The 24,155-nt window shown below is 54.2% G+C and carries 30 protein-coding genes and 1 tRNA gene; 8 read left to right on the forward strand and 23 right to left on the reverse strand.

Features of this window, described 5'->3' with window-relative positions; translation table 11 throughout:
* The first annotated feature begins 47 nt into the window (after window positions 1-47).
* Window positions 48-533 carry a hypothetical protein gene (locus IFT57_RS08530; protein WP_122530905.1) on the forward strand — a complete coding sequence of 162 codons (486 nt, stop codon included), beginning with the start codon at window positions 48-50 and terminating at the stop codon, window positions 531-533.
* Between the two features lie 335 nt (window positions 534-868).
* Here IFT57_RS08530 and IFT57_RS08535 read toward each other — a convergent pair whose 3' ends face one another.
* Window positions 869-1,480 carry a hypothetical protein gene (locus tag IFT57_RS08535; RefSeq protein ID WP_192151178.1) on the reverse strand — a complete coding sequence of 204 codons (612 nt, stop codon included), beginning with the start codon at window positions 1,478-1,480 and terminating at the stop codon, window positions 869-871.
* Between the two features lie 422 nt (window positions 1,481-1,902).
* Here IFT57_RS08535 and IFT57_RS08540 point away from each other — a divergent pair, with 422 nt between their 5' ends.
* The 3 genes from IFT57_RS08540 to IFT57_RS08550 are packed head-to-tail and all read left to right on the forward strand — an operon-like array spanning window position 1,903 to window position 3,507.
* Window positions 1,903-2,604 carry a hypothetical protein gene (locus IFT57_RS08540; RefSeq protein ID WP_122530901.1) on the forward strand — a complete coding sequence of 234 codons (702 nt, stop codon included), beginning with the start codon at window positions 1,903-1,905 and terminating at the stop codon, window positions 2,602-2,604.
* A complete protein-coding gene (locus tag IFT57_RS08545; RefSeq protein WP_241032663.1) occupies window positions 2,601-3,092 on the forward strand; it encodes a hypothetical protein in 492 nt (163 codons plus the stop codon). The genes IFT57_RS08540 and IFT57_RS08545 overlap by 4 nt, the downstream gene beginning before the upstream one ends.
* 28 nt (window positions 3,093-3,120) lie before the next feature.
* Window positions 3,121-3,507 (forward strand): hypothetical protein, encoded by a 387-nt coding sequence (locus IFT57_RS08550; protein WP_122530900.1) that lies wholly within the window; start codon window positions 3,121-3,123, stop codon window positions 3,505-3,507.
* Between the two features lie 53 nt (window positions 3,508-3,560).
* Here the strand turns inward: IFT57_RS08550 and IFT57_RS08555 are convergent, their stop codons facing one another.
* The 9 genes from IFT57_RS08555 to IFT57_RS08595 form a co-directional block, all read right to left on the reverse strand.
* Entirely contained in the window at window positions 3,561-4,154 is a 594-nt protein-coding gene (locus IFT57_RS08555; protein ID WP_241032662.1) for a hypothetical protein, read from the reverse strand.
* Between the two features lie 189 nt (window positions 4,155-4,343).
* Complete coding sequence (locus IFT57_RS08560; RefSeq protein WP_244657276.1) at window positions 4,344-4,871, reverse strand: hypothetical protein; 528 nt, start codon at window positions 4,869-4,871, stop codon at window positions 4,344-4,346.
* A gap of 56 nt (window positions 4,872-4,927) precedes the next feature.
* Window positions 4,928-5,548 carry a hypothetical protein gene (locus tag IFT57_RS08565; protein ID WP_122530898.1) on the reverse strand — a complete coding sequence of 207 codons (621 nt, stop codon included), beginning with the start codon at window positions 5,546-5,548 and terminating at the stop codon, window positions 4,928-4,930.
* A gap of 28 nt (window positions 5,549-5,576) precedes the next feature.
* A complete protein-coding gene (locus IFT57_RS08570; RefSeq protein ID WP_122530897.1) occupies window positions 5,577-6,182 on the reverse strand; it encodes a hypothetical protein in 606 nt (201 codons plus the stop codon).
* A 3-nt stretch (window positions 6,183-6,185) separates the two neighbouring features.
* The gene (locus IFT57_RS08575; protein ID WP_241032661.1) at window positions 6,186-6,611 is read right to left on the reverse strand and encodes a hypothetical protein; all 426 of its coding nucleotides are present in this window, start codon (window positions 6,609-6,611) and stop codon (window positions 6,186-6,188) included.
* Window positions 6,612-6,753: 142 nt separating this feature from the next.
* Complete coding sequence (locus IFT57_RS08580) at window positions 6,754-7,101, reverse strand: ASCH domain-containing protein (RefSeq protein ID WP_241032660.1); 348 nt, start codon at window positions 7,099-7,101, stop codon at window positions 6,754-6,756.
* Complete coding sequence (locus IFT57_RS08585) at window positions 7,088-7,606, reverse strand: hypothetical protein (RefSeq protein ID WP_122530894.1); 519 nt, start codon at window positions 7,604-7,606, stop codon at window positions 7,088-7,090. Before IFT57_RS08585 ends, IFT57_RS08580 begins: the two co-directional genes overlap by 14 nt.
* Before the next feature lie 409 nt (window positions 7,607-8,015).
* Window positions 8,016-9,320 carry a type II toxin-antitoxin system HipA family toxin gene (locus tag IFT57_RS08590; RefSeq protein WP_122530892.1) on the reverse strand — a complete coding sequence of 435 codons (1,305 nt, stop codon included), beginning with the start codon at window positions 9,318-9,320 and terminating at the stop codon, window positions 8,016-8,018.
* Complete coding sequence (locus tag IFT57_RS08595) at window positions 9,317-9,571, reverse strand: helix-turn-helix domain-containing protein (RefSeq protein ID WP_122530891.1); 255 nt, start codon at window positions 9,569-9,571, stop codon at window positions 9,317-9,319. The genes IFT57_RS08590 and IFT57_RS08595 overlap by 4 nt, the downstream gene beginning before the upstream one ends.
* 158 nt (window positions 9,572-9,729) lie before the next feature.
* On the opposite strand from IFT57_RS08595, the gene IFT57_RS08600 reads away from it, so the two are divergent.
* Window positions 9,730-10,449: a hypothetical protein gene (locus tag IFT57_RS08600; RefSeq protein ID WP_163020462.1), complete on the forward strand. Its 720-nt coding sequence runs from the start codon at window positions 9,730-9,732 to the stop codon at window positions 10,447-10,449.
* A 2-nt stretch (window positions 10,450-10,451) separates the two neighbouring features.
* Here IFT57_RS08600 and IFT57_RS08605 read toward each other — a convergent pair whose 3' ends face one another.
* The 4 genes from IFT57_RS08605 to IFT57_RS08620 form a co-directional block, all read right to left on the reverse strand.
* Window positions 10,452-10,832, reverse strand: a complete 381-nt coding sequence (locus IFT57_RS08605; protein ID WP_241032659.1) for a hypothetical protein — start codon at window positions 10,830-10,832, stop codon at window positions 10,452-10,454.
* Between the two features lie 49 nt (window positions 10,833-10,881).
* A complete protein-coding gene (locus IFT57_RS08610; protein ID WP_122530889.1) occupies window positions 10,882-11,148 on the reverse strand; it encodes a hypothetical protein in 267 nt (88 codons plus the stop codon).
* A gap of 25 nt (window positions 11,149-11,173) precedes the next feature.
* The gene (locus IFT57_RS08615; RefSeq protein WP_122530888.1) at window positions 11,174-11,548 is read right to left on the reverse strand and encodes a hypothetical protein; all 375 of its coding nucleotides are present in this window, start codon (window positions 11,546-11,548) and stop codon (window positions 11,174-11,176) included.
* 63 nt (window positions 11,549-11,611) lie between these two features.
* Window positions 11,612-11,696 (reverse strand) — tRNA-Leu (locus tag IFT57_RS08620).
* A 479-nt stretch (window positions 11,697-12,175) separates the two neighbouring features.
* Between IFT57_RS08620 and IFT57_RS08625 the strand changes: the two genes are divergently transcribed.
* The 3 genes from IFT57_RS08625 to IFT57_RS08635 all read left to right on the forward strand — a co-directional run bounded on the left by IFT57_RS08625 (window position 12,176) and on the right by IFT57_RS08635 (window position 16,002).
* Window positions 12,176-13,432 (forward strand): hypothetical protein, encoded by a 1,257-nt coding sequence (locus IFT57_RS08625; protein WP_122530887.1) that lies wholly within the window; start codon window positions 12,176-12,178, stop codon window positions 13,430-13,432.
* A 1-nt stretch (window position 13,433) separates the two neighbouring features.
* The gene (locus IFT57_RS08630; protein ID WP_192151180.1) at window positions 13,434-14,681 is read left to right on the forward strand and encodes a hypothetical protein; all 1,248 of its coding nucleotides are present in this window, start codon (window positions 13,434-13,436) and stop codon (window positions 14,679-14,681) included.
* Between the two features lie 61 nt (window positions 14,682-14,742).
* Window positions 14,743-16,002: a hypothetical protein gene (locus IFT57_RS08635; RefSeq protein WP_122530885.1), complete on the forward strand. Its 1,260-nt coding sequence runs from the start codon at window positions 14,743-14,745 to the stop codon at window positions 16,000-16,002.
* Window positions 16,003-16,011: 9 nt separating this feature from the next.
* On the opposite strand, the gene IFT57_RS08640 is transcribed toward IFT57_RS08635, so the two are convergent.
* The 9 genes from IFT57_RS08640 to IFT57_RS08680 form a co-directional block, all read right to left on the reverse strand.
* Complete coding sequence (locus tag IFT57_RS08640; RefSeq protein WP_122530884.1) at window positions 16,012-16,503, reverse strand: hypothetical protein; 492 nt, start codon at window positions 16,501-16,503, stop codon at window positions 16,012-16,014.
* 2 nt (window positions 16,504-16,505) lie between these two features.
* A complete protein-coding gene (locus IFT57_RS08645; protein WP_122530883.1) occupies window positions 16,506-17,006 on the reverse strand; it encodes a hypothetical protein in 501 nt (166 codons plus the stop codon).
* Window positions 17,003-17,641 (reverse strand): hypothetical protein, encoded by a 639-nt coding sequence (locus IFT57_RS08650; RefSeq protein WP_122530882.1) that lies wholly within the window; start codon window positions 17,639-17,641, stop codon window positions 17,003-17,005. Before IFT57_RS08650 ends, IFT57_RS08645 begins: the two co-directional genes overlap by 4 nt.
* On the reverse strand, window positions 17,638-18,444 hold the full coding sequence (locus IFT57_RS08655) for an MBL fold metallo-hydrolase (RefSeq protein ID WP_244656751.1): 807 nt from the start codon (window positions 18,442-18,444) through the stop codon (window positions 17,638-17,640). Before IFT57_RS08655 ends, IFT57_RS08650 begins: the two co-directional genes overlap by 4 nt.
* A 28-nt stretch (window positions 18,445-18,472) precedes the next feature.
* Complete coding sequence (locus IFT57_RS08660; RefSeq protein ID WP_122530880.1) at window positions 18,473-19,444, reverse strand: NAD-dependent epimerase/dehydratase family protein; 972 nt, start codon at window positions 19,442-19,444, stop codon at window positions 18,473-18,475.
* On the reverse strand, window positions 19,441-19,857 hold the full coding sequence (locus IFT57_RS08665; RefSeq protein ID WP_122530879.1) for a hypothetical protein: 417 nt from the start codon (window positions 19,855-19,857) through the stop codon (window positions 19,441-19,443). Before IFT57_RS08665 ends, IFT57_RS08660 begins: the two co-directional genes overlap by 4 nt.
* Window positions 19,854-20,888, reverse strand: a complete 1,035-nt coding sequence (locus tag IFT57_RS08670) for a 3-oxoacyl-[acyl-carrier-protein] synthase III C-terminal domain-containing protein (protein ID WP_122530878.1) — start codon at window positions 20,886-20,888, stop codon at window positions 19,854-19,856. The genes IFT57_RS08665 and IFT57_RS08670 overlap by 4 nt, the downstream gene beginning before the upstream one ends.
* Before the next feature lie 117 nt (window positions 20,889-21,005).
* Window positions 21,006-22,208, reverse strand: coding sequence for a hypothetical protein (locus tag IFT57_RS08675; protein ID WP_192151182.1), 1,203 nt, complete (start codon window positions 22,206-22,208; stop codon window positions 21,006-21,008).
* Between the two features lie 102 nt (window positions 22,209-22,310).
* Window positions 22,311-24,062 carry a hypothetical protein gene (locus tag IFT57_RS08680; RefSeq protein ID WP_192151184.1) on the reverse strand — a complete coding sequence of 584 codons (1,752 nt, stop codon included), beginning with the start codon at window positions 24,060-24,062 and terminating at the stop codon, window positions 22,311-22,313.
* Window positions 24,063-24,155: the final 93 nt, after the last annotated feature.

Raw genomic sequence — 24,155 nt, forward strand, 5'->3', positions numbered from 1 at the left:
TCATGCGGCACAATGGAGCAAGCCGACACCGCACAAAGGATCTTCTCATGTCCCTCGCCCACTACATCAAGTTCCGCCTGCGCAAGAATCCGTATAAAAACAAAAAGCCCTTGCTGACCGACGAGCAGGTGCTAGGGGATCCTTCACTGGCAATGTGCGCCCAATCCATCAAAAATATCGGAGCGCTTCCTCAAGAAGAGCAGGCCCGTGTATTCACAACTGTCGTAAAAAACAACCTTTGGCTTCATGAACTGGCGTTGATCCACTTCACTTTGCAAACATCCGCCTACGAACCGCTCAATGCCCTCAATGGGTATGTCTGGCACAAAGCTGAAGCTATCAAGTTCGAACAACCCGTGCGCGAGGAAGGAGTCATACTTCGCGAGCACCTAAAATCGCTTGGGCCAGAGGCTATGATCAAACATTGCAAGCGGCATGATTTGAAGGTCGCCTTTGGGGAGATATTTGGCAAGGCGCAAGCCATCAAGGCGTTTGGTCGAGACTACGAGCACACCATCGACATGGAGATGTGATTAGGGCCTAGACCGCTCGTGGGCCTGACGCAGGGGATCATCAGGCCAGCTGAAATCATCTGCCTCGCCATTGTTTCGGAAAAGGTCGTAATCCCATCCTGAGCGAATCATCTCCCCGCACCGGGCGCAAGACGCCCTCTTAAGGGCTTTGGTGATCGTCAGGTGCCCACACTCCAGCACTACGAGTCTGCCTTTGCTTGTGAGCTGGTGGGCTGTCTGCTCGGTATAGAGCATCAAAGCTGCGCCCTGGTTCGCAGCCAACAACTCCACAGGGTTTGGCCGACCTTTGAAAAGATCAGCCAGTGACCGATTGATGATGGGAGCTGGCGTCGGTTTCATGCCTGCATTGGCCACATTTCTGGCACGCCTTGCTTCTGAATCACGGGGTGCGTCCAATACGCCAGCTTGGGATAGAGCGGTCTTCCCGTATGCTTGGCCATAGCGCGACTGGTGACACAAAAACCTGCGTGAGAGAGCCCATGGATTCCCATATGGTGACCCAGCTCCAGGCCCATTCGCTGATCGGCGCCCCCGTTATCAAAGTGGTGATCCAGGATGCGCATTTCCAGAGGGATACCAATGTGTTCAGCTGCAGCCCAGCCCCAGGCGGTTGCCTCCGGATCGCTGCACTGAATGACCGCACGGTACAGAGGTTCGTCAGGGTCGGTGCCTGCATCGGCCACCTCTTTGAGCATCTTGCGCTGAGCCGGGGACACGTCGCCATCCAAATAGGCCCGGAACTGCGCGGGTACTGTGGCGATATGACCAGCTTCGTGCAAGATGTCGCTTACCTCACACGGCGCCGTGAATTGGAGCTCGCCTTTGACGATACGAACGCAGGGCAGAAAGCCTTCGATCGAATCGACCAGGCGGGTCACGATGCCGATCTCGTTGAGAAACTCAGCGGTCTTGAGCAACCAGTGGCTGGGCACGGGGGTGGATGTCATGTCGAACTCCTGAGCGTATCTGTGAAGTGTAACCAAACGCCTTGAAGGCGTCATCTGGCCTACTTGCCCTGTTTTTGAATCGAGAGCCAACGGCCTGAATTCTGAAGCTTCAGCGCCCTCATTTCTTCCTTGGCTTTCTTCTCCGGCTTCCACAAGCAGCCGATGTCGATCTGCACCTGTCCCTCCTTGGTAACCTTGGTCTCTACCACTCGATACATCTGCGCTGCCATGAAGCCCCCGCTGTCCGATACTGCCCCGGAATATGAACGATAAGAGAGTGTTTGAAAACCTCTGCGCCGAATCAATATACTACATATTCGAACCATATCAAGAATTACCGTAACGGGAATTTTCCTTGACAGCTTTGCCCTTATGGTCATAATTGCCACACCTAACCGAATACGATAAACAGGGAGCTTCACATGGCAATCGAAGTGATGAACGATGGTGAACCACGATGGATGCCGGCTGAACCCTGCGCCCTGTGCAGTGAGCCAACTCGTTACTGGTATAACCCCAACGACGTCGCCGTGTGCCAAAGTTGCGCCCAGAATGCCTGCGACTCCGACATTCCCACTAAACTTGAGTGGTTGACGGCGAACGGGGCCAAAGAGCGGTCAGCTGACTGGGCTCCCAACGTTGAGACCTATGCGGCGAAACTTGTGATTCACAAAGATTTGGTTTGCATGGCCAAAGTGGTCGGCGTGAAAGGCCCAGCCATCGAAATGATGAAAGCCCCAGTCGCCCTGATGCTTTTGAGCGCTGAGCGTGAGAAGTCGAATCTCTCGGCCCAGGTCATGAGCGATCACATCCAAAGCCTTGAGTACATTGTTGGCGTCCATGAGGCTCGTGATGAAGGCAAGCCTATCCCTTTACCCTACGCCTCACCCAAGCACATTGAAGAGCCTGTAGTGATGACGCTGGCCCCAGATCGCATTCAGATGGCCGTTGACGTCGACAGTGCGCGCAAAGAGCCTGTTGAGATGATGGCTGTCTCGCATGTGCGTCGCTTTCTTTCGGGTGAGCACTCACGTGCCCGTAACATCGATTTTGCACTTAAAAGCAAGATTGAAAGCCTTCGCAAAGAGCTTGCAACCTACGTTCAAGAAGGTGAACTGGCGTGAGCATGTCTGAGGAGCAGCGGGCGCTTTACAAGCGCCTGGAGGCCAAATCCACTTGGGTCGATGCCTATTGTGGGGCGGACATGAACAGACTGCCGGTGCGTGGTCAGATGCTCTTTGTAGGCTTCTGCATGGCGCCCCTTGCTTATCGGCTTGGGTTCGTCGTGCAGATCAGGCTCAAGCAGGGCGATTTTGGCAGTCACAATTTCTTGATGCGCATGGCGGATGGATCTCTGCATCAACACTCCAACAACAAGTTCGACGCGATCAGCGACGAAGACACCCAGGCATTGCTACCCTTTTTCGTTGGGAAGCCTGCGACCGAACAATATGAGCTTGGCTACTCAGTGGGCAGCCCTGACTCCGGGGCGGCTGGATACCTGATAGCAAGTGAGCAAGAATACCCTCGGCAGGACAATGGTGCTGCGCAAAGCATGCCCTTGGTGGATGCTGCAGGTAGTATTCAAATGGCTGATCTGGTGTATATTTAGCCATTAATTGATAATCAGGAACTACCTCATGCTTCGCATTGCTTCCAATTGGCGCCTGGCGCTATCCTCGATGTTGATGGCTTTTGCCCTTCTCTCCTATCTTCCCGTGGCCAGTGCTGACTGGAAGATGGATCTGATCAGCTCCACCGTGGGTCGCAAGGTCATCAAGGCGATCGTCATTCACGAAGGCAAAGCCATTCTTGAGGGGGCCAAGTCCAAAGCACTGGCGAATCTGGAAACGAAAGTCAGGCAGAATCCATGGCTGGCCAAGCAGGGCGAGAAGTCCCTGTCGGAAATCCTGCGCACGAGGAAGGTACATGAGACCTACAGTGCGAAAGAGATCGCTGACCTCAAAGAGAAATTCCAATTCCGCAAATGGAGTGATGAAGGGGTCGTTCAGAACAGCGACTTCTGAATATCTGGACTCAGCCAGGTTCACGGCAATTGGGTTATCTCGGTCGAATGGTTTTAATCAAGCACCTTGCAAATGTAGTAATAGGTGTAGGCCTCGGAAGATCCACCTCTAGCTGCTTGGCTAGACCCCCTCAGATAGGTCACACCATCTGATACCAGCTGAAACTCAGTGAGGGTTCCTCTCAGGCCAGCATTATTGAACGTCACTGACGAGGGCAGACGATTCCCGGCGCCCGTGACTGACCACTTCGATACCGGGCTGGACTGATTATAGCGACAGTCCAGGTTTCTTGGCTCGTTAAGAGTGCTGCGCGTCTCGCTCTCGTTTACAGCCTCGCCCACATTTCGGTATTCCCCACGCATCGCGTTATATTCGCGCTGCTGAACCGTGCGGGTTTTTGTTACCGCATCGCAGCTTTGGTATTGAACCGTGGTGGTAGCATTTAGCTCGTATCTGGCTGGGCTGTCTATGCAACCACTTGATTTACTGGTCACCCATGAGCCCACCATTGGTTCTGCAGAAATCCAGCTGTCAACGGCACGCGACTGCGTGATCGGTGCATTGACCCGAATGACGTTGTTCGCCAGGGAAAACTGAGGAATGGATAATGCAGCCACCGCCAGTACAAAAGGAATAATTTTCATCATCGAATATCTCTTTTATTGTTGATATTACCCGCGAGTTTCCATGAACACAACGCACCTCTCAGGCTAGGCGCCTGAACGGTCTTAAAGCTTTTTTTTGATTCCAAACCAAATGCTTCAAAGTCCTTGGCAGTTATCCTTCATGCGAGGATCAGAAGTCGAGATGAGTGCCCTGGCGGCGCTGCTGAGGCATCAGAGCCCAAGGTCTGAGCCCAAAATGGCGTCACGATCCTCGCCCACTGCTTTCTGTCGGCAAGCTTCCCACCCGGTCAATGCATAAAGGGCGGCAAGCTTACGGCTTCTTCGGGCCATTTCGGTGATCTCACCCTGCTTGTCCACGGGTATGTGTGGTGCGACCTTGCCAGGCAGCGCGAGCATGCCAGTGTTTTCGGGCTTGAAGGAATCAGATGGCTCTGTCATCAGAACAGCATACAAACCCTTGCACGAGAAATGCTCACACAACGCAACCTTCCACTCCTGGTGCAGGCCGTGTCCGACCTGATCCCACAGGTAATTGATGGTGCTTAGGCCAAAATCCTTGTCGAGTATCATTTTTTCAAGAACGCCGGCAGTCTTTACGGCCTGCGCTGAATAAAGGTCTCGTTTGCCGTCCAGGGGAATGCCGATCGCGAACTGCCCTTCACCCAGAGTCATCCGCACGATGTCGGTGCGCGTAAGATTGAAACCTCGAATCTCACCAACTGCCTGACGAAGGCTCATCTGACCAGCCAGAAGTTGGCGAGCCAGCCCCACACCCCATTCTCGTTCTGATTTTGTCATAACCCTAGGTCGGTACCCATGAGGTTTTCTCGGCTCTTTGCTGACGCTACCTGATGGCAGCAAGGCCAGGCGGTGTATTTATAAAGTAATTCAACTTTCCCCTTCTTGCGGGCGATCAGTGCGATAGGCTCACGATGAGATTCTGGCAAATACTCACCGACCTTTACCGACACAAGCACCTTGGCTTTATTCCTCGACGTGGTCTTGGGGAGGTTCAACAGAACGGCATAGCCAGATTCAACCGTCAGGTGCTTTGTGAAGACTTCCAGCCAACCCAGATCCTTAGGCTTGACCGACTCCCACAGGTAATTGAGCACTTCAGGGCGCAGCTTGGGGTGAACCAGCATCTCATTGATGACCTCCAGTGCCCGCATGGCCTTGGTCGAAGTATGGGGTACGAAACGGGTCTGCCACTTACTAATATCCACTGTCTCCCTGACATGGGAGTCCGGCGCAACACTGCCGAGCCGAAAGATGTCTTCAACGAGCTCGAACCTGCCGACGGTCAAGCCTGCCAAGTTTGCCACTGCTTTGTCCAATGGCACCTCACCCTCAAGGATGCCTCCGGCGAGTGCCACGCACAGGTCAACATGATCGAGAAAAACTGCCTTACCCATCCCCTACATCCTCAGAATTGTTTTTAGATTAAAGCCCAAGGTCGGTACCCATCAGCTTATCGCGGCTCTTGACTGAGGCCACCTGGTGGCAGCACTGCCAGCCCGTAAGCGAGTAAAGCGCCTCAATTTTGCCCTTGGCTCTGGCGATCTGGGCCACTGCTTCGCGCTTTCCATCAGGCAAGTATTCGCCAGTTCTGGTTGCCACATCCACCATGGCCTTTGCTTTGATCGTGGGCTTAGGAGCACTCATCAGCAGGGCAAACGAAGCGTTGTCGGTCATGTGCTCACAAAAAACCCGTAGCCAGGTCTTGTCACCAGGCTTGAGCGTCCCCCACAGGTGGTTCACTACTGTTTGGCGCAGTCGTGGGTGTTCAAGCATGTCGTTAATGACGTCAAGCCCACGCAGAGCTTTCATGGAAGACTCGGGGTAGAAGTCACCTTGGCTGTTTCGCACATGGCCAGAAATCGAGATGCAGGCGAGGTTCATCAGGCGAAAGAGCAGCTCTTCTCGGCCCACGGACAGCCCCTTCAGATCATCTAAAGCCCTGTCCAGGGTGATTGATCCCTCCAGCAGATTCATGCAGTTGCTGGCCACAAGGTTCACATCACCGAGAAATACCGCACGCCTGCTCATTGATCAAAGCCCCAAATCGACTGTCATGATTAAATCTCGTTGCGCGCCCTTGGAATGCTGACGGCACTCGGGCCAGGCTGTTAAACCAAAGAGCTTTCCAACCTGGCGTCGTCGTCCCGCTTCCTGGATAACCTGATCTTTCATCTGCTGCGGGATATGAGGAACTGCGAGGAGGCTGAAATCTTTCCAGCTTTGCTTTCTGGCAGCATTGCTCGGTTCGGTCACCAGCAGGCTGCACAATGCGCCAGCATCCATCCTCTGACAGAACGCCCTAAGCCATTTGGACATGTTCTCGTGCACATGGGCCCACAGGTAGTTCACGGCGCCCTCGCGGTACTTGGGATGGTTGAGCATCTCCTTGTAAAGCCCAAGACCGGCCTCAACCATTTTAGACTTGTACCTCAGTTCATTGAAGGATTCGTCAATCACCACATTCGCCCGAGCAACCGTCAATACGCTCTCTGACAGCTCTGAGCGAGTGATCTTTCGGCTCTGGAGCCATGCCAGCAGGCCCTCTGGATCCCATGGTTCCGTGATCAGGTCATGGCAGAGCTCCGACAGCTGGTCACGCCTATAACGACTGTACGTCCTTGTCATCATCACTTCCCCAGGTCGCTGGCCATCCTTTCTCTGATACATCGATCGCAAAAACTTGAACCGGCACATTGTCGAAATGCGGGTGGGTGATGGTTACGATCTTGTAGCCGCGCCACGGCAGCACCAGGCGGCGTTCGGTATCGCCACGCTTGGGGTAGCCCTTGGTGAGCTCAATCAAGTCGTACTCGCGACCTTCCAGGCGCTTTCGCCAGTAGTCATTGACCAGGCGGTACTCCTCAGGCTTGGTGCCGGCTCTGATGGCATCGAAATACTCGGCCTTGAGTGGCAGGATCAGGCGCCGAGGCTGCTTAGTGGACGACAATGTCGGCGTCCTCGGGAACATCTTTGTTGCCGATGCTCAGCACTGATGGAGCCGAAAGCGGAAACGCGCCTCCGGTGAACACGCAACTGAGCAGCTCTGGGATACGCTTGGTCATTCCCTTGGGCAGTTTGCTGTAGTTTACACAGTGGATGGAGTGCAGGATGTCCATCGCAACCTGGCTGTCCGGGCTTTGCGGGATCTCAAAATCGGTGATGACGCTTCGGATAGGACAGATGTCGAAGTGGCTGCCGCACAGCATCTGTTCAACATTCAGGACGAGTCCTGCCAGCGCCAGGCTTGCAAGCTCAGGATTCATGCTTTCTGGCGGCTCTGGCCACACGATCGAAAGCGTGGGCTTCGTGCCTCGGAACGAATAGACAACATCCGTCCCACTCTTGCGATAGAACAGACCCGGAAACTCCCCTGCAGCAACGGGCGCGGTGTCCAAGCAGATACTGGCGGCACTTTTGCGCCGGGTTATTTCAATTCCGAATGGAAGCTTCATGAGTAATACCATCTTATTCTTGTCAATATACGGGATAATACCACATAAGGCTGAAAACTGAATATCAGCCCCTATTCCTCAGTGTCAGGTTCGGGGCTTTGGTGGCGCGGGATTCTCCAGACAGCTTCCATGGTAATTTGGGCTTCCATTCTGCTTTTGAAGTGCCGGATTCTGCTCTCCTTGAGCCCGAAGCGCGAAGCTCCCATGGTGGCTGTTACATACCATACCCATCCGTTCAGGGTGCCTCGCCAATGGCGGTGAGCGGGGTAGTATCGAATTACGCCAACCACCTTTCCATCCACCATGGCGCTATAGCCTCGCAAAGGGATGCCCTCCCACTCTATCTTCCCCGTAGGTGTATTGGACGTGGTGGCTGTGGTCAGCCAACGACCTGGTCGACCTTGGCCTTTCATAGCTGCGTATCCTCTGATTGATTTCGGGCCTTTGTCTGCCCTCCACTGGAAGGTCTCCCCGCAGTGCGCTTGGCGGCTGAGGGATTGATGGCAAGGAAGATACCCTTATCCCACTCCCCTGACATCTTGGTGTGCAGTGTGGAATCGACCCGATCCTTGTTCAATGCAAGCGCCTGCCTCATGCCTTCGGCAATCCTATCAATTACCCGCTCCGGTCTCTTGAGCATGACAACCTCCCGGCCAAACTTGATCAACTCATCACGGGTTGGGTAGTTGCGATGCTTGTCGCCATCACGCAACCTCAGGGCCATGCTGTCGTCGAACACCTCACGCATGAATTTGCTGCTGTAGTGAGGGTAGATCGAGGTCGTGGTCACGTCATAGATGGGCGACAGGCGCCGACCGCCCTCTTCCCCAGGATGCTCGTAGAGGATGCCGAAGTTCTTGAGGTGGGCATCGCCGTTACGCACCATCAGTGACAGGCACAGGTACTCAAAGAACTTGGTCACCTGCCCCCAATCGCCCGGACACACCGCCTGAATGACCTTGGCGATGGTCTCATAGCTGCGGGTGTACTTGTAGTTGCCAGTGGATTCGACCGGAATGTCCAGCAGCACCGAAATGTCCTCAAAGCCCAAACGCTTCTCTGCCTCCAAGTCAAAGCGCTTCATCACGAACAACTCGCGGTTATCGGAGAGGAAGAACTCGGGCGTCGACATCCCGGACAGCCTAGCCGCTTCCATACAGAGGAACTCGTTCTGGGACAGAGCCTCGTACTCTTCCAGGCCAGATTTCACTATCAGGTTAGAGGCGATCAGGGTTTTGCGACCAAACGCCTCATCATCCTTGTCAGGCGCCAGCACCTTGGGTTGCACCCCAGACACGCCCGAAGCGAAGTACTGGGTGACAAGGAACTCGAAAATCTCTCCGGGTGTGCTGGCGCTGAGGATATCGCCCAGACCCACCTGGGCCTGACGGGGTGCCGGCGAAAATTCATCCGAACTGTAGCTGAGCCGACCGATCTGGTTATCACCGATAAGCGAGAGCAAGAACAAGTCGTTGTAGGGTGTCTTGGCCATGCGCTGGCGAATTTTCTCGGCCAGGTAGCCCTCAGGCAAGTTCATTGTGAAAATGGGTTGCAAGAAATTCTTAACGAAGGGGGATTGGGAGCCCGGCTGGGTGAGACTGACCTCGCGATCCTGGGCGTTTTCGTCGAAGTAATCGAACACATACTGAGCGCCCTTTGACAGACGACCGGAGTCTCCTTGTGGCACGCTGACCTTGACCCGCTTGATCTTCACTCAGTTTGCTCCTGTAGCTCACGCAACGAGCGGAAATCGGTTCTCTTGTCCATGATGTCCATACTCATGCCGAGCGACGCCAGGGCTCTGAAGAGCGTATGCGTGGCGACGTTCGCGCCCTGCTCCAGCTTGATGATGGTGCGCCGGGAGCACTCGCTTCGTTCAGCCAGCTCGTCTTGGGTCAGACCTTTGGCTCTGCGGGCCGATTCGATTCGTTGGCCGAGGCTGAGGGGTGTGTTGATCTGGCTCATGTGCATTATCCTTCACAATATTTACCAATATTATCACATTGTGCATGATAATTCACATTATGCAGGATCGTAACAATCCTTGTGATTGACCATCCCATTTACGGAGCATTTTCTCCAATCGTATCCTGCAGTTAGCTATTGATTTATTGGAGATGATCGTGACAAACGGACTGACAGTTGACGAAGCCATGGAAATAGTCAAAGATTTCTACCGAGAGTACCCCGCCTTACAGCAAATAAGCTGCGAGGTTTTTCCAAGCGAAAAAGAGGCCTTTGGTGATGAATACGCCCAGCAAAGCAGAGAAACAAAAACAAGAACCTCGGGAGCCTATCTCGCGAGGGACAGAGCCATCTTCATCCCCGCCGCCTCCAACTACTCGGAGGAAGATCTCCGAGCCACGCTTCGTCATGAACTAATTGGGCATTTTGGTCTAAATACCTTCACAACGGATCAAAAGAGAAACATTCTCAATGCAATCTTAAGATTCAAAGGTAGTGGGAAGGAGCCTGAAAACTGGGCCAAAATCCAAGGGCTTTACCCACGCGAAAGCAGAGATACCCTCGCAGAAGAGTATTTTGCTCACATCTGTGAAGCGCCTGCACATCCAGATGTGAAGTTATCGGAAAGATCCTTGGAGCAAATCCTCACTTCCAAGAGCTATATTCCGTCGAATCTTGAAATTTCAGGTCTTGCAAACTACGTGGAAAAGCTGGCTTCAGAGAATGTCTTGAAGCAGCAGCATATGCCGTCCAGCAACGGAAGCTCCTTCAAAATTTTTATGAATCTTGAAAAGATTTCCGTCGTGGCGAAGCTAGCCACCGGTAGATTTATTGGGCCTGGCATGGAAATGAAGCGTCATGATAATCCAGAGCCATGACCTTACTCCTTTAGGCCGGGCATTAGCTCAGCCGCCCAGTCCCAACATGACCCCAACACATCGCCAAACCGCTGGATTTCCTGGCGGCTGCAGCCATGCAGCATGCTCCTATCCTGCTCATCGAAATACCAGTTGCTGCACCCATCCCACTTGATCGATCCGTGCAGGTAGATCTCGGCTTCGCCCAGGTTGTCGACGCTGTCGGGAGAGGTGTCTGCCCCTTGCCGTGGCCAGTGAGGCTTGGATTGGTCATCATCCTGGTAGGACTGTATGTCGTAGACGATAAACTCTACGTAGCCCTCATGATCTGTGGCCAGAACAGTGAACAGCAACTCGTGGAAGTGCCTGATCGCGGGTACAGCAGGGGGGATGGATGAAGACATGATCGTAACTCGAATGCTTGGCCTTAAGCCTTAAGGTATGCCTATAGCCTCAGACGGCGCTGGCAATGTGCTTCTGGACGTAAGCTAACGCAGCTTCTTTGGCTTCATCAGCCGTTTCAACGGGCTCACTGTAGGAATTGAAGTGCGGAACACCCGAGCTCCAGCCGGCAACCCAGAACCAGGTACCAAATCGATCCGGGTTGACCATGGCATAGGTCTTCACGCCATCGTGCAAAATCAAAGAGCGGCCCATCTTACTGAGACCGGTCAGCCCTTTCTCTTGAGGCTTGAGTTTCCAACGCAGGCGTGAGGACATGAGATTTAAAATCCAAGGTCAGGTATCAGGAGGAGATGGCAATCTTTCGAGCATTGATCAGTTCGATCTCACGCTCGATGGCCTGAATTTGCTTCAATTTTGAATTGATCGATGCCTGCAGGGTTTCGTTAATGCTGGAAACGACCTCCGCTTCACTGTCAAAAACTACTGATTCATGCAAAAACATGGGGCCTGCGATGGGGCCAGACCGCGACCAGACTTCGGCCATCCCATTGTCCAGGCTTGTATTGGCAACCTGAACGGCTAGCGGTTCAAACTGATGTTCTGTGTAGCAAAGAGGGCCGATGCTTGCGAGCGCCTTCCTCATGCTCCAAGAGTACGCAATGTACCCCGTCCCACGACCGGTAGGCCATCTGGATAAAAACTGCTGGTTTGGCATGCTGACTCCAGATTTGTCCCGAGCAACAAAAAAAGCGCTGTCGCCAGCGCTCTCGTCAAGAATTGGTGCGGAAAGAGAGACTCGAACTCTCACACCTTTCGGCGGCGGCACCTAAAGCCGATGCGTCTACCAATTTCGCCATTTCCGCAATAGTGAGAAAGGCTCGGTTCGCGACTCCCGAGCAGCAGGATCCATCATTCTGCTTCATGCCCTATCCCATTCTCGGCGCACGGTTCGTAAACGAACGCTCAAACGCCTGGGATGATGGATTCCGGTTACCCGCATATCTCGTTGCGCACGCCTTACCGCCTTACGGCAGTTTGGGCCCCGGAATGGGCTTGAATGATCTGTTTACGCAGTGGGCGCGACTCCAGCACTACCCTCACCTCGTACGCCGCTGGCAGACCACAAATGGGTTCGGCAGCCGCCCAAGGTTATTTGGGGATCACTCGCATTGCCTGGCTACAGGCTTTCTTTCTCGTCACCTGGGGTTCAACCAAGTAATGAGTATTATCGCAGATATTGATGGCTTGTCAACGCAAAATATCGCCTGAGCAGCAACCTTACTGGATACCAGCAGCCCGCACTCGCATGGCATTATGGGCTATACACAGAAAGGTTACCGAGATGAACCCTACCCACACCCACACCCCAGAGTCACTCTATGAGCGCCTGGATTGCACCTTCCACCTTCTGTATGAAGGGATCAACCTGAACGATCCTGAAAAGGTCGACACCGCCCTTACAGCGCTACCCCAGGTTATGCACGACGCAATCGATGCCCGCTGCTATCAAGTTCTGGGGAGGGTGGAGCGTGGCATGATGCTTGTATTTGGCGAGCATAAGCTCCTGAACAAGACGATCGCCGGCAGCGTCTCAGAAGATATCCTGGAGCAGGTATTGGGTCACGCCACCCCTCACATGACTGACCTTGCCGGCATGGGTCGTGAGAAGATGACTGTTCGCGTAGGCAAGACCATCGCCGCGAGCTTGATCAAGCGCTACACAAAAGGCCTCAAGGATTACCAGAGCCTGCTTTTCCCGTTTGAGAAAACCAAGCACCTGGACACTTACAAGATGATCTACACCCATTTGCTCAAGTCCACCTTGCTGCTTAGCGAAGCGGAGTACCGCAAAAACCATATGAGCACCAATAGCAACCTGTTCCACGTTACCCTCATGAACGGCGATGAGATCTTCAGCGAAAAGCATGAGGCCATTGCCCAAGTGCTATTTGAAAACCAGGATCTTGTGCTCAAGCACCTGGACATCCAACGTCGAGGCACCTACATCCAATCTTCCCCCATCAACATCCGGATGATCTGCAAGCTTCACGAGATGGGCTTTGAGCGGCTCGCAGAGGCTTGGGGGCCGAACATTTTTTACGACCTCATCGATCCTCGACAATTGATACTGGCCGAGCAGGCGGGCATCGCCATCGACAAGGAATTGGTCACCCGGCAATTGCTCTTCAAAGAAAGCCGCACCAAAATCATCAATACGTTTGAGGCCGACACGCGGATCCCTGAGGACGCCCTTATCTATGCTCTGGAGTCCGATCGCTTTACGCTTGAAGACCTTGAAGAACTGCGTTCCGCTGTCGCAGGCAAGCGAGACAAGACGAACCTGAACCTGAACTTGCGCATGCCAAGCTCGCTGGCCAAAGCCTTGCAGGCCGTTTACCGCAAAAAGATGGCCGGGCCTAGCGAGCTATTGGTACAGAAAACCGAGATGCTGGTCAGCTGGGCCATGAATAACAAGCCAAGCCCGTACCAGCAAGAGCTGACGAAGGTTTTGCTACAGCTTCCTCGTCTGCCCAAGCACATCATTCTGACCCACCACACGCTGCGTGATGCCGCGTTTGGCGCCGACCTGGGCCTTTGACATGCAGGCATTGCCGCTGTACCAGAAGCAGATGATGTGGCGCATGGATGATGCTCGTGAGCTACTGAGCAGCGGCATCGACGCTAACAACACCGTTATGGTCAGTGGCGCCCTGGACGCCTACAAAGAGGTCAAGGCACAAGCGGTCGATAACGAGCTGACGGAGCTGGTTTCTCAGATTGGGCAAGACATCCATGAAGCCATGTGGATGAAGGCCGTCATCAAGAAAGTGGTACAAGGAAAAATCGCAGCAGACATTCTTGAGATGCTGTTGGGCCACGTGAATCTAAGCATCCTTGATCTGCAGCATGTGAACCTTGAGCAAATGAGTGCTCGAACCAGCACCTTACTGGCTGATAGCCTGATTCGCTTCTACGACAAAGGCCATTTTGAGTACGGCAGGATTCTGAATCTGTTTGCTGACAAAAAATACCGGGAGGATTGGAAGCGACTGTATGCGCACATGCTCCATGCCTCGCTAGACGTCGATATCGACAAATACCGTTGCGACCATTTCTATGGCGAGCTGAACCTGTTCAGTGTCGTCAATGCAAACCAGGACACAGAGCTGACCACCCCTATTTACGAGGTGCTGATCGACAATCAGGATGATGTGCTCAAGCATCTGCTCATGCACAAGCTCATCACTGACAGCGCCAAGGCAAGCCCTCTCAATGTTCTGACCCTGATAGGGCTGTACGAAAGGGGCTTCACCCAACCTGCTGAGATGGCGGGGGATGATCTGTTCAGCGAGAGCAAATATCCACGCCAGATGGTGCTTGCGCAGAGGGCAGGCATGGTTGTCGACAAGCAATTGGTGATCGACAAGCTGATGTTTACCGCCTATGGCCGACAAGAAAAGCCGGAAGCCTGGCGCTGTGCTCGCATGGACACTGATGCCCTGGTCTACGTGCTTGAGTCAGAAAGCTTTGATCTGGACGACCTCAAGGCGCTCAAAGCGAAGGTCAAGGGCAGCCGAAGCAAATTGAGCCAGACCTTGAGCCAGCGAGTCGCCTGCGACCTGTCCATTGCGCTAAAAGCGGTATACGACCACCAGCGTGATGAAACCAGTGATCTTCTGATCAGGAAAACCGAGTTTTTGGTCGACTGGGGACTGAAAAGCACCGTATCAACCTACAGAAATGCTCTTCGGTCAGCCTTGATCGAGCTGCATTTCATGCCAAAGCACATCGTGTTCAGCCACCAATCGCTGCAGGACGCCAGATTCGGTTGCGACCTGGGGCTGTGAGGACGTTTCGAGCAGATCTGCTCCTGTGCAATCATGGGATAAAACCCATAAGGGCCTTGCCATGAGCACACCTTTCACCCAAAAACCTGAGCAGATCCCCGAGCGTATCGGCGCCGCCCTTGAGATGGTTTATGCCGGGATCAACCGCAATGAACTTGAGATGGTTGATACCGCCCTGCTGGCGCTGGCTGATCTCAACAAACAGGCGATCGAAACCGGTCAATACTTCCTACTGGAGAAGGTTAACCAGGGGTTGAAGAAGGTCTTTGTTTCCGACCCTCTGTCTCAGTACAGCCTTTTGCCCAAGGTGATTTCCGGCAAGGTGTCGGAGGACATTCTGGAACAGATTCTGGAGCACACCACCCCTACCCCTACCCACTACATTTGGAATGCCGGCATCTCCAAGATGTCCAGCCGCATGTCCCTGCTGATTGCCAACAACTACGCCAAGTTTAAAACTTTGGACAACAGTGACGTTGCGCAGGTGCTCTCACAGCTTCATGAGACTGAACACGCCCAAGCCTTCAGTTTTCTTTACAAGCATGTGCTCACCTCCACCCTAAGCATGGACGAATTGACCTACCACAAGGTCTATTGCAAGGGCGAAGAAAACATTTTCAAGATGCTTGGGCAAAAACTTGAAGAAGAAAAGAACCTTCCCTTGATGACCCAGGTGCTGCTCAACAATCAAGACACTGCCCTCGCCCACATAGATCGCTTGCGTGGGCAGCCTGGCAACACGCTGGAAGGGCTATCCTTTGCTGCAGTCGCGCACCTGCACAATGAGGGGTTCGAGCGTCTGGCACCGGCCTGCGGCATCAAATTGCTCAATGGACATAAAGACATTGATTACATCTACCTTGAAAACGTCAGGGAGTTTGTCGATGCTCAGAACATGGGAATCCCGTTCGATAAGGACTACGTGGTCGGGAAGCTCACGGGGCGCCAGAGCCCTTTCGTAATGCCTCAGGCGATCTATTACGCCCTCACGTCCAAAGAATTTCAGATGGCAGACCTAGTAGCCATGAAAAATACCATCGAGTCATGCAAGGGCAAGGAAAGGGTGGCTCTGGAAGAATCCCTGATGAAGGGAGTCAGGTTGTCGCTAAGGGAAATATTCAAAAAAGCCACGCCCAAGAAAACGCCCGACATGATTGAGAAAGCCGATTTCATGATCAATTGGACGCTTGGTGTGACTCAGGGTGCGAGTTTGACCGGCTTCACTACCGCCATCATGGGCCTGCGACACTTTCCAGACAGCATGATCAACAAGCACCCCGCCCTGCGCGATTCGAAATTTGCCAGGGACGTAGGGCTTTAATCCGCTTTCTCAATCAACGATGGTCACAGTCTGGGCCATTCGTTCCTGCGCCAGCGCCACCCAGGCCATGAAATCTTCACGGGTTGTGTTTTCCTTGATGACGTCCAACAAAAGACGGTCATACACACGGGCAGCATCCTGGCGAAGGACATTTTGCTGGCGCGTCGCCTGATAGGCCTGAGTGTTCTGAACCACGTTCTGGGCCTTCTGTGCCTTGCGCAGTCTGCCAATGTGATCCTGAAGCATCTGTCGGTGGCGCTTGACGTACTTGAGTTTGGTCGAGGCCCGGTGAAACCACTTGGGGTCGGCATACACCTTGTCGTTATAGGCCTTTGACTTGGCTTCCCCCAAGGCGGACTCAAGACTGATCGATGAGCTACTCAACTCTTCCATCAAAGCGGCGCACGCCTCAAGCGTATCTGGCAGCTCGACAGGGCGCGGTGCACGGCGATTCTCGTGAGTGAGAACCGGAAGGGTTCCAGGGCTGACTGCAGTGTTCATACTCATTCCTTTTTATCATTGTATTGGTGAATGCGAATCCAGCTTTTGCGTGGCTGGCAGCGCTCTTCAAAGTTTTCGCGTAGAAAGTTTTCTGGGGCTTGCTTCATGATCGCGTGGCTTGGCGAGGGGTCGTGCACCACCACCTCATAGGTGGGGTGAGTTTCTGCTACCACCCAATGCCAGTTGAGGGGTGAAGAGCCTGGCCCTGCATTGACGGCCAAAATCCCAACTCCAGAGAAATGCTGCCAACCGCGCCAGCGCTCAAGGGTGCTGTCCACCCCAAACTCCGTGAGGGCCTGGCGCAGCTGTTTGAAATTCGTTGCATATGGGTTTCTTGGCCTGATCTGCGGGATGCCTATTGCGTCAAACACGCCACGGGCGGCCAGGTAAGAGATGTTTGCCACCATCGCCAGGCAGGCAACCCCACAGCCCGAGTTGTCATGCTGAAGCACCCGCTGAATCCGGCAGGTGCTTTCCCAGGAAACGAAGCGCCCTGCGCTCATCTGACCTTCCCGGCCTTCTGCGCCCCATCAGGGGTTGAACCGCTTTCCAGCCTTACAACCAGGCGGTAGCACCCCAAGTCTCCCTGTTTGCTCTCGGTGCAGGTACCCAGTGGAAGTTCTACCGACCTGTCTTTCCAGAGGGATAGGCCGGTGTTCAAATCCAGATCAAAGGATTTGGGCAGCTTGAGTTGCTCTCCGGGTTTGAGCAGATCCAAGTCCACGGGGGTGCGGGAGGTTTCCCGAACAGTGGCGCTGAGGCCAACCGTGGCAGTGAGCATACCCCCCGTCTGCAGCAGGGCTGTGCGCACGTAAAAAGACGTTTCACTTTTGGCGTTGTTGAATCCCCCAATGTCCGAGCGATCATGCGTGTCTTTTGCTGCGTAGAGCCTGGCTATCGCACTGTCGTCTACGGGTGTTGTCGGCTCCAACTTCTGCACAAGAGCAACTTCTTGCTGGGTGTGAAGGGTGAATGGAGCCTCGGCTACCAGTGGGGCAGAAAAGGTGCTGACAACCTGATCACCTTTGAATAACTGACCTTTGAGAAACCACCAGTTGCCTTCTTCAGATGCCTGGGTAACGCACGACAGCGCGCACAATGCGAGCGCAGCGACACCCGTTGAAATTGATTTGATCATGGGAATACAGTTGCCTCGTCGTGTGAGCCGATTAACCGCACCAGCTCTGAATGCTGGGCGTGCAGATAAGAAAGAGCGTTGAGCGTGACCATGTACGGGCGAACCTCATCCATGATCAGTCGGGCCATAAAACTGGGCTTGCGTCCCAGCAGATTCCCTTTAGTCCAGAAGGCGTCGCCGGTCAGGAAAATCCATCCGCTTACGGTGCGTATCAGAGCGCCCATATGACCAGCCGCGTGCCCAGGGAGGTTGACCAGGTAGGCGGAGCCGTCTTTGAAGAGCATGCAGCAATCAAAATCGTGCTTGAGTGGCGTACCCAGAATGTTGGAAAGCTTCTGCGGGTAGCGCTTGACCCATGCCGCTTTACGCTCAAAATCCTTAGGCAGAAGGCCCTTGATGAAGCCCTTCCTGACCTGGCCAAAGCGTGACAACGCCATCAGACGCTGGTAGCCCCACTGATCGGCCACGTACTCGTCAGGATTGAAATCAGCGCAGCCTGCAATATGGTCAGCGTGGAAGTGCGACAGGATGATCCGCTTGATCGAATCGCCACTGATGCCGGAGGCCTCCAGCTGCTGGCGCAGGGTCTGATCGAACGTGACAGGCGTTGTCAGTGCGTAGAGTCGCTCAGGGAAACGCCTGGTCTGTTCGAAAAAGGCTGGGTGGTAGCCGGTGTCAAACAATGTGTCGCCATACAGAGGGTGACGAATCAGTGCGCAGTAGTTGGGGAATGACTTGGGTGCCAGACCACAACCGCGCTCGGCCACGCATCCTGGGTGCGAGCACTGCCCGACCTGGAACATCTTGACCTCGACGTGCCCATTTGGAATCTTAGACATGGGCGTAGTCCTTGAGACCGTCAATGAGACTGCGCACAGGCTCATACCCCAGCTCGCGCTGCGCCTTCTTGATACACAGCGTCTGGTCAAAGCACAAAATGCCTGCGGTGTAGCGGGTCAGCTGCGGCTCTTTACCTGTCAGAAGGCCCTTGAGCTCTCCCAGGCGCCCCAGCAGCATCAGAAGCCTGGGATTGACCTTGCGCAGCTTCAGCGGCTCACCAAGAGCGTAGGAGAGCTTGTCGAGCGTCTCCATGAGGTTCTGTGGCTCACCGTTGGTGATGTTGTAGGCCTGGCCATTACGGTGTTCACCCTTGAGCGCAAGTCGAATCGCATGAGTCACATTGTCCACGTGGGTTACATCTAGCACTGCCTCGCCTTTTAATGGCAGGGGAATTCCGGTACCGCGCCCCATCGCAATCACGCGGGGAAAAATGGTGGTGTCGTGTTTACCGAAGATTCCCCGAGGACGCAGGATCGTGACGTGCATACGATCCTGGTACTTGAGCACTTCAAGCTCGGCCAGGTACTTGCTGTGGGCGTAGTGGTTGGCGAACACGCCTGGGGTCTTTGAAAGATCAGGAGTGGTGCCTACTTCGCTCTCGGTGATGTCCCGAGCATCCTTGAAGCGGAAGTACAGACTTGGGGTCGAAATGTGGACGAATTGCTTGACCCCATCCATCACGGCCTGCTCCAGCAACCTGCGGGTGGCCAAGACGTTGTTTTCATTGAATTCTTTCCAGCTACCCCATGGCGAGGACAAAGCCGAACTATGGACAACTGCCTTGAAGCCTTCCAGCCCTGGCAGTGGGTCGTGCGCCAGATCAACCTGCATGAAAGAATGCCCGGTCTCCAGTTGCACCCGCATCCCCTTGCTGAGATTTCGGCCCGTGAATGCGCAAGGCTCTACCGATTGCTCCAGAAAGTTTTGGCCCAGAAAACCCGTGCCCCCAGTCACCAAAATCATGACTGAACCTCGTCAGAATCAATGATTGTTTTCTTACCAAGCTCACAGAAGCGCCGAATAACTGTTACCAAGGAATAAATGGCAATCGGCACTGCGTAGATCACCATGCTTGCCATTAGGGCTGACTCGCGCACACTCTTCGAAAGAAGACCTCGGAACACCTCCTGAAAGCCGATCGTGTCGTCTGTCACCGACAAGTAAATCATTCCAGGGAAGTACACCAGGGCAGAAAAAATCAAAAAAAGGAGACCAATCACCAGAGAAGAGCAAATCCCGGCAAGGATCACCTTTAACCCCACCCACAAATGACGGAGTCGGAGCGATCTGATGGAATTTGCAGCGTCGCAAGCCCAGATACCCAAGCCCGCTTTGACGTGATTGGCGCTGCAGTGCAAATCAGGTTTAGTGTTCATGCCCACTCCCCCACTTCGATGATGGCTGAGCCATAGGACATACCCGCAGAGGTGCCCACCAGAAGCAGGCGCTGGCCAGGCAGGATTCGTCCGGACTCGATTGCCTTGTGGATGGCGAGCGGAATCGACACAGAGACCTGATTGCCGTAGTTCTCGAAGATGTTCAGAAAACGTGAGTCCTCAACGCCCAGCAGGCGCTGGCAGTGCTTGAGGCCATGGCCGCTTGCCTGGTGAGGAATTACCAGATCAATGTCATCCAGGCTCAAGCCTTGAGACGCAAGGTGGTCGTCGACAAAGCCACGCAGCTCCTTGGCTACGAAGCGGTAAAGTTTTTTGCCATCCATATGGAAGACGCAGTCATCGCGGTATTGCTCCAGCTGCTCAGGAGTTTGGACATCACGGATGTGACGGGTGCTGCCACCGGCTGCGATCGTGCAGAAATCATAGGCCTCGGCCACTGTCTCAAAGCGCATGCTTTTGACGTCAAACGAAACGCCTTTGGCTTTCAACCCGTGGCTGACATCGTCTTGCCTTTCGAAAAGGAAGGCTGCCGCACCGTCGCCAAAGATGACGGCGCTTTCAAGCTGCTTGGTGCTCAGGCCGCATGAGGCGACCTCGCTTGAGACCACGATAATGCGGCGGTACCGACCAGAATCCAGGTAGAGCTTGGCCACGTCCAGTGCTTGCACAAAGGAAAGGCAGGTCATGCAGACATCGAAGGTGTGCAGGCGGCGCGTCGAACCCAGATGGCGGTAAACACTGGCCGCATCATAGGGGAGAACCTGGCTGGGCGTACCGGAAGCTGAGATCAAGCAATCGAAATCCTCGATCGACAGGCCCGCCTGATCCAAGGCCTTGGAGATCGCTTGAGCGGCCATTTGATCAGAGGTCTGGCCCTCGCCGGCATAGTAGCGCTGCTTGATCAGAAACTGCTTCTCGCACGTGCCAGGCTCAAGGCCCTGCTGGGCGTCGATGACAGTCGAGTTGACTACGGTGCTACCTAGCTCGATAGCGGATGCGAGGATTTTCATTGTGGCCAAGCCTAGGAATGACAATTTGTCGAATAATACTCCATATTATCCCTATGTCAATTAACAGCTAAACCGAATAATGCCTTGACGCAAGTTAAACCAGCAATCCTCTATCCGTTACAGCTCCATCGATGACTCAGACAGCCTGTGAGCGGCCCTGGCCTCTCGCTCCCTGATCACCGGGCCAATCCTCTCTTTGAGCGCGTCACGATAAGGCTTTACTGCGTCGCGCAGTGCCTGCTGAATCAGATGCTCCTTCTCAGGATACGGGTTGAACTCATCCGGCTGCTCGATCAGCACCCGCTCCTCCTTGCTGGCTTCCAAATCAGCAAAATCGATCTCCCACAGTTCCCCGTCGAGCCAATACCTTTTAGGGTCTACCAACTCATTCTCATACTGCTTTTCGAGCATCTGAGAAACTGCCTTCAGGGCCTCGTCAAAACCCTCATGCACGCCACACTCTGCGCTGACATAGGTGTACTTGCCTTCTTGAGCTTCCAACACCGCAAAGGCCGCGCCGTGATTGTCGTACTGATGCTTCAGGGCATGCGAGTGATAGCTGATCAGTGCGCCTTTGCCGGCGAACAGATGGTCATTGATCACAGACGCTGTCACCAGCATCGACTCAGTGGAGCCGCCCAGTTTTCGATCTTGCAACAGCTTGCTGAATTCGGCCAGCACAGGCTTAGCGTCTTCCAGCGACAAGGGGGCTTTCCAGGCTTCGCTGTGAATGAGGTTCAGCATGTCACGCTCACGTGCCCAAGCTTGCTTCCTGGCCTCTTCCAGCTGGGCCAGGTTAGCCACCAGTTGATTGACAGCAACCGCGACATCACTGATGACCTCTTCCTCATGTTCCGGCACATCAATTTTGGAATCACCACGGACGTAGCAACCGCGCTCTTCATCTTCATTGATGACATTGAGCTCGATATTGCCATGCTCGTGGATATTGAAGGCTGCGTCCAAGGCCTGACCCAAGGTCTTGTAATCACCGACAATCGAGTCATCCACATCCGAGCCCCACGGCACGTACTCAAGAGCCCTGACCCGGTAAGGCTGCTCGTAGTTTCCGTACAGCTTAACCACCTCCAGCCAGGTGCCCCACGGATCGCCCAAGCCCTTGTGATCTGTCGGAGTCGTAAATAGATCAACGCCTGATGAATGCTCGTCCCATTCATTGGCCACGTACTCATAGAATTCAGAACTGACGCTGCGATCCATCTCCTCGTATTCCTGTTCGGAATTGATGGACAGAATCTGAATGAACTCAGGTTTGGCGAGTAGATCCAGCAGATCCTCTTTTCGATTGAGTGTGGACATGGGGTAGGCCCTTGATCTTGTAGTTTGCCCATTATTGTCGGATGTATGGACAGCTTGTCAAAGAAGAGAAACTCAAAACAGGGCATCCTTGCCCTTCTGGTCTCAGTTGGTGGCCTTGAGGTACAGCTGTTTGAGGTAGGTGTAGTCAAAGTGACTGTTCACTGTGCTGTCATAGCTGGCGATGACACACATCTTGGTTGGCGCGACGACGTTGGCACCACCGCACGGCCCGGTATTGCCCCACATTGTCCACAGACCCCACACACTGGCAGCGCTTGAATTGGCGCTCCAGCCAGCGGAGTATGCCCACAGGGTGGTAGGGCCGTTCGGCGTGTTGGCGGGGAAGCCGGCACTGGTGAGGGTCGTACCTGTGGCAAAGGTGTTGAATGTCTGCCAGGCGCCGTACTTGGCAATCCAGCTTGGATGCCCTGGCACGAACATGACCTGAGATGATGCGTTGACCGTGCCTGCAGGAATCGCAGGGTAGTTCACAGCATCGTTCGTCCAGCCATTGACCCCCTGCCCCTTGTAAGCACCCGCTTGAGCAAAGGATTTGGTGCTGGCCATGGTGGTCGACCAGCGCCCTACCAATATCCAGTTGCCCCCGTTGGTTTTCATGTCCACGTAGGCTTTGTAGGTGCCCCCACTGCCATCATTGATCGAGTAGATGCCGCTCATACCCGCAACCGGATTGACGATCGACATGGCCCTGGTCGTGGCTTTGGTACCCACGGCGTTTTGCGACTCGCTGCGGGGTGTGTCCTGGCCGTAGGGAACAGGATTGCCTACGTTACGGGTCAGGTTGAGGCTGGCAATCGATTCACGAGACTGCTTCACATAGGGCATGGATGAAGTGCAGGCACGAGTCTGGGTAAAGCTCACCCCAACTTCGATCGTACCCGCCTCAGGCGCCCAGGCCGCGCACGTGTCGGTGGGCGTTCCCGAAGTCTTCACCTCATCGGCCAGTGCCAACCAGCTCAGGCTGCGCTTGTCACTGCGAGAGGCCTGCTGCGTTTCTGTGGTAGAGGCGCCAGCATTGCGCACGGTACCGGCCTGGTTAACTTCCTGGGCTTGCACCGTACGTGTCTGAGTAAAATGACAGACCTGGGTTTGCTGGAAAGTCGATCCATTGGCCTGGCTCAGGGGATCGGGTGACCAGGCATCACAGCCGGTATCGGCGCCGATGACCCAGTTGCTGACCACAGGATTTGTCTGCTGCCAAACATCCTTGATGCCCACTGCACTTTGCGATTCGATGTTGGATGTGCTTTGGCTGTAGTAATCCGGGTTTCCGACCTCACGCACCAGGCCCAGCGAGGCGATCGATTCACGCGACTGCTTTACATAAGGGGTGATGATGGTGCACGTACGGGTCTGGGTGAAGGTCTCCCCACTAACAACGGTGCTTGAATCAGGATTCCAGGCATTGCAGGTGGTAGAAGGCTCGGCATCGTCCTGATGGATATCGTCGGGCAATGCTTTCCAGGTCAAGTTGCGTGACTTTTCTTTGGACGCCTGCTGGGTCTCAGTAGTCGCTGCCCCTTTGAGCCTGATCTCGCCATCCTGATTAACCTCGCGAGCTTGCACAGTGCGGCTCTGCTCCACCAGGCAGCTTTGTAACTGCTTGAAGGTCGAGGCGAATGGCTGGCTCAACGGGTCGGGTGTCCAACCATCACAGCCGGACGTAGCCCCGTCAACCCAGTTCCCCACGAAGGGGCTGGTCAGATGCCAGACATAGGGATCAACATAGGCGACTGGCGCCTGAGTGCGAATGATATTGGCAGCGTTAGACGACAGCGATAAGGCCATCATCACGGCAGCGGTGATGTGTTTCAATTTTGGGAGCGTCGACATGGTCGTGACCCACCTGATTCTTTTTATTATGGGTGAGATATGACCAAATATTGCACAGATCTTCCTGAGAAACTATGCCCTCAAGCGGAATAT

The organism is Pseudomonas sp. CFBP 13719, from assembly GCF_014842095.1.
Classification (GTDB): domain Bacteria; phylum Pseudomonadota; class Gammaproteobacteria; order Pseudomonadales; family Pseudomonadaceae; genus Aquipseudomonas.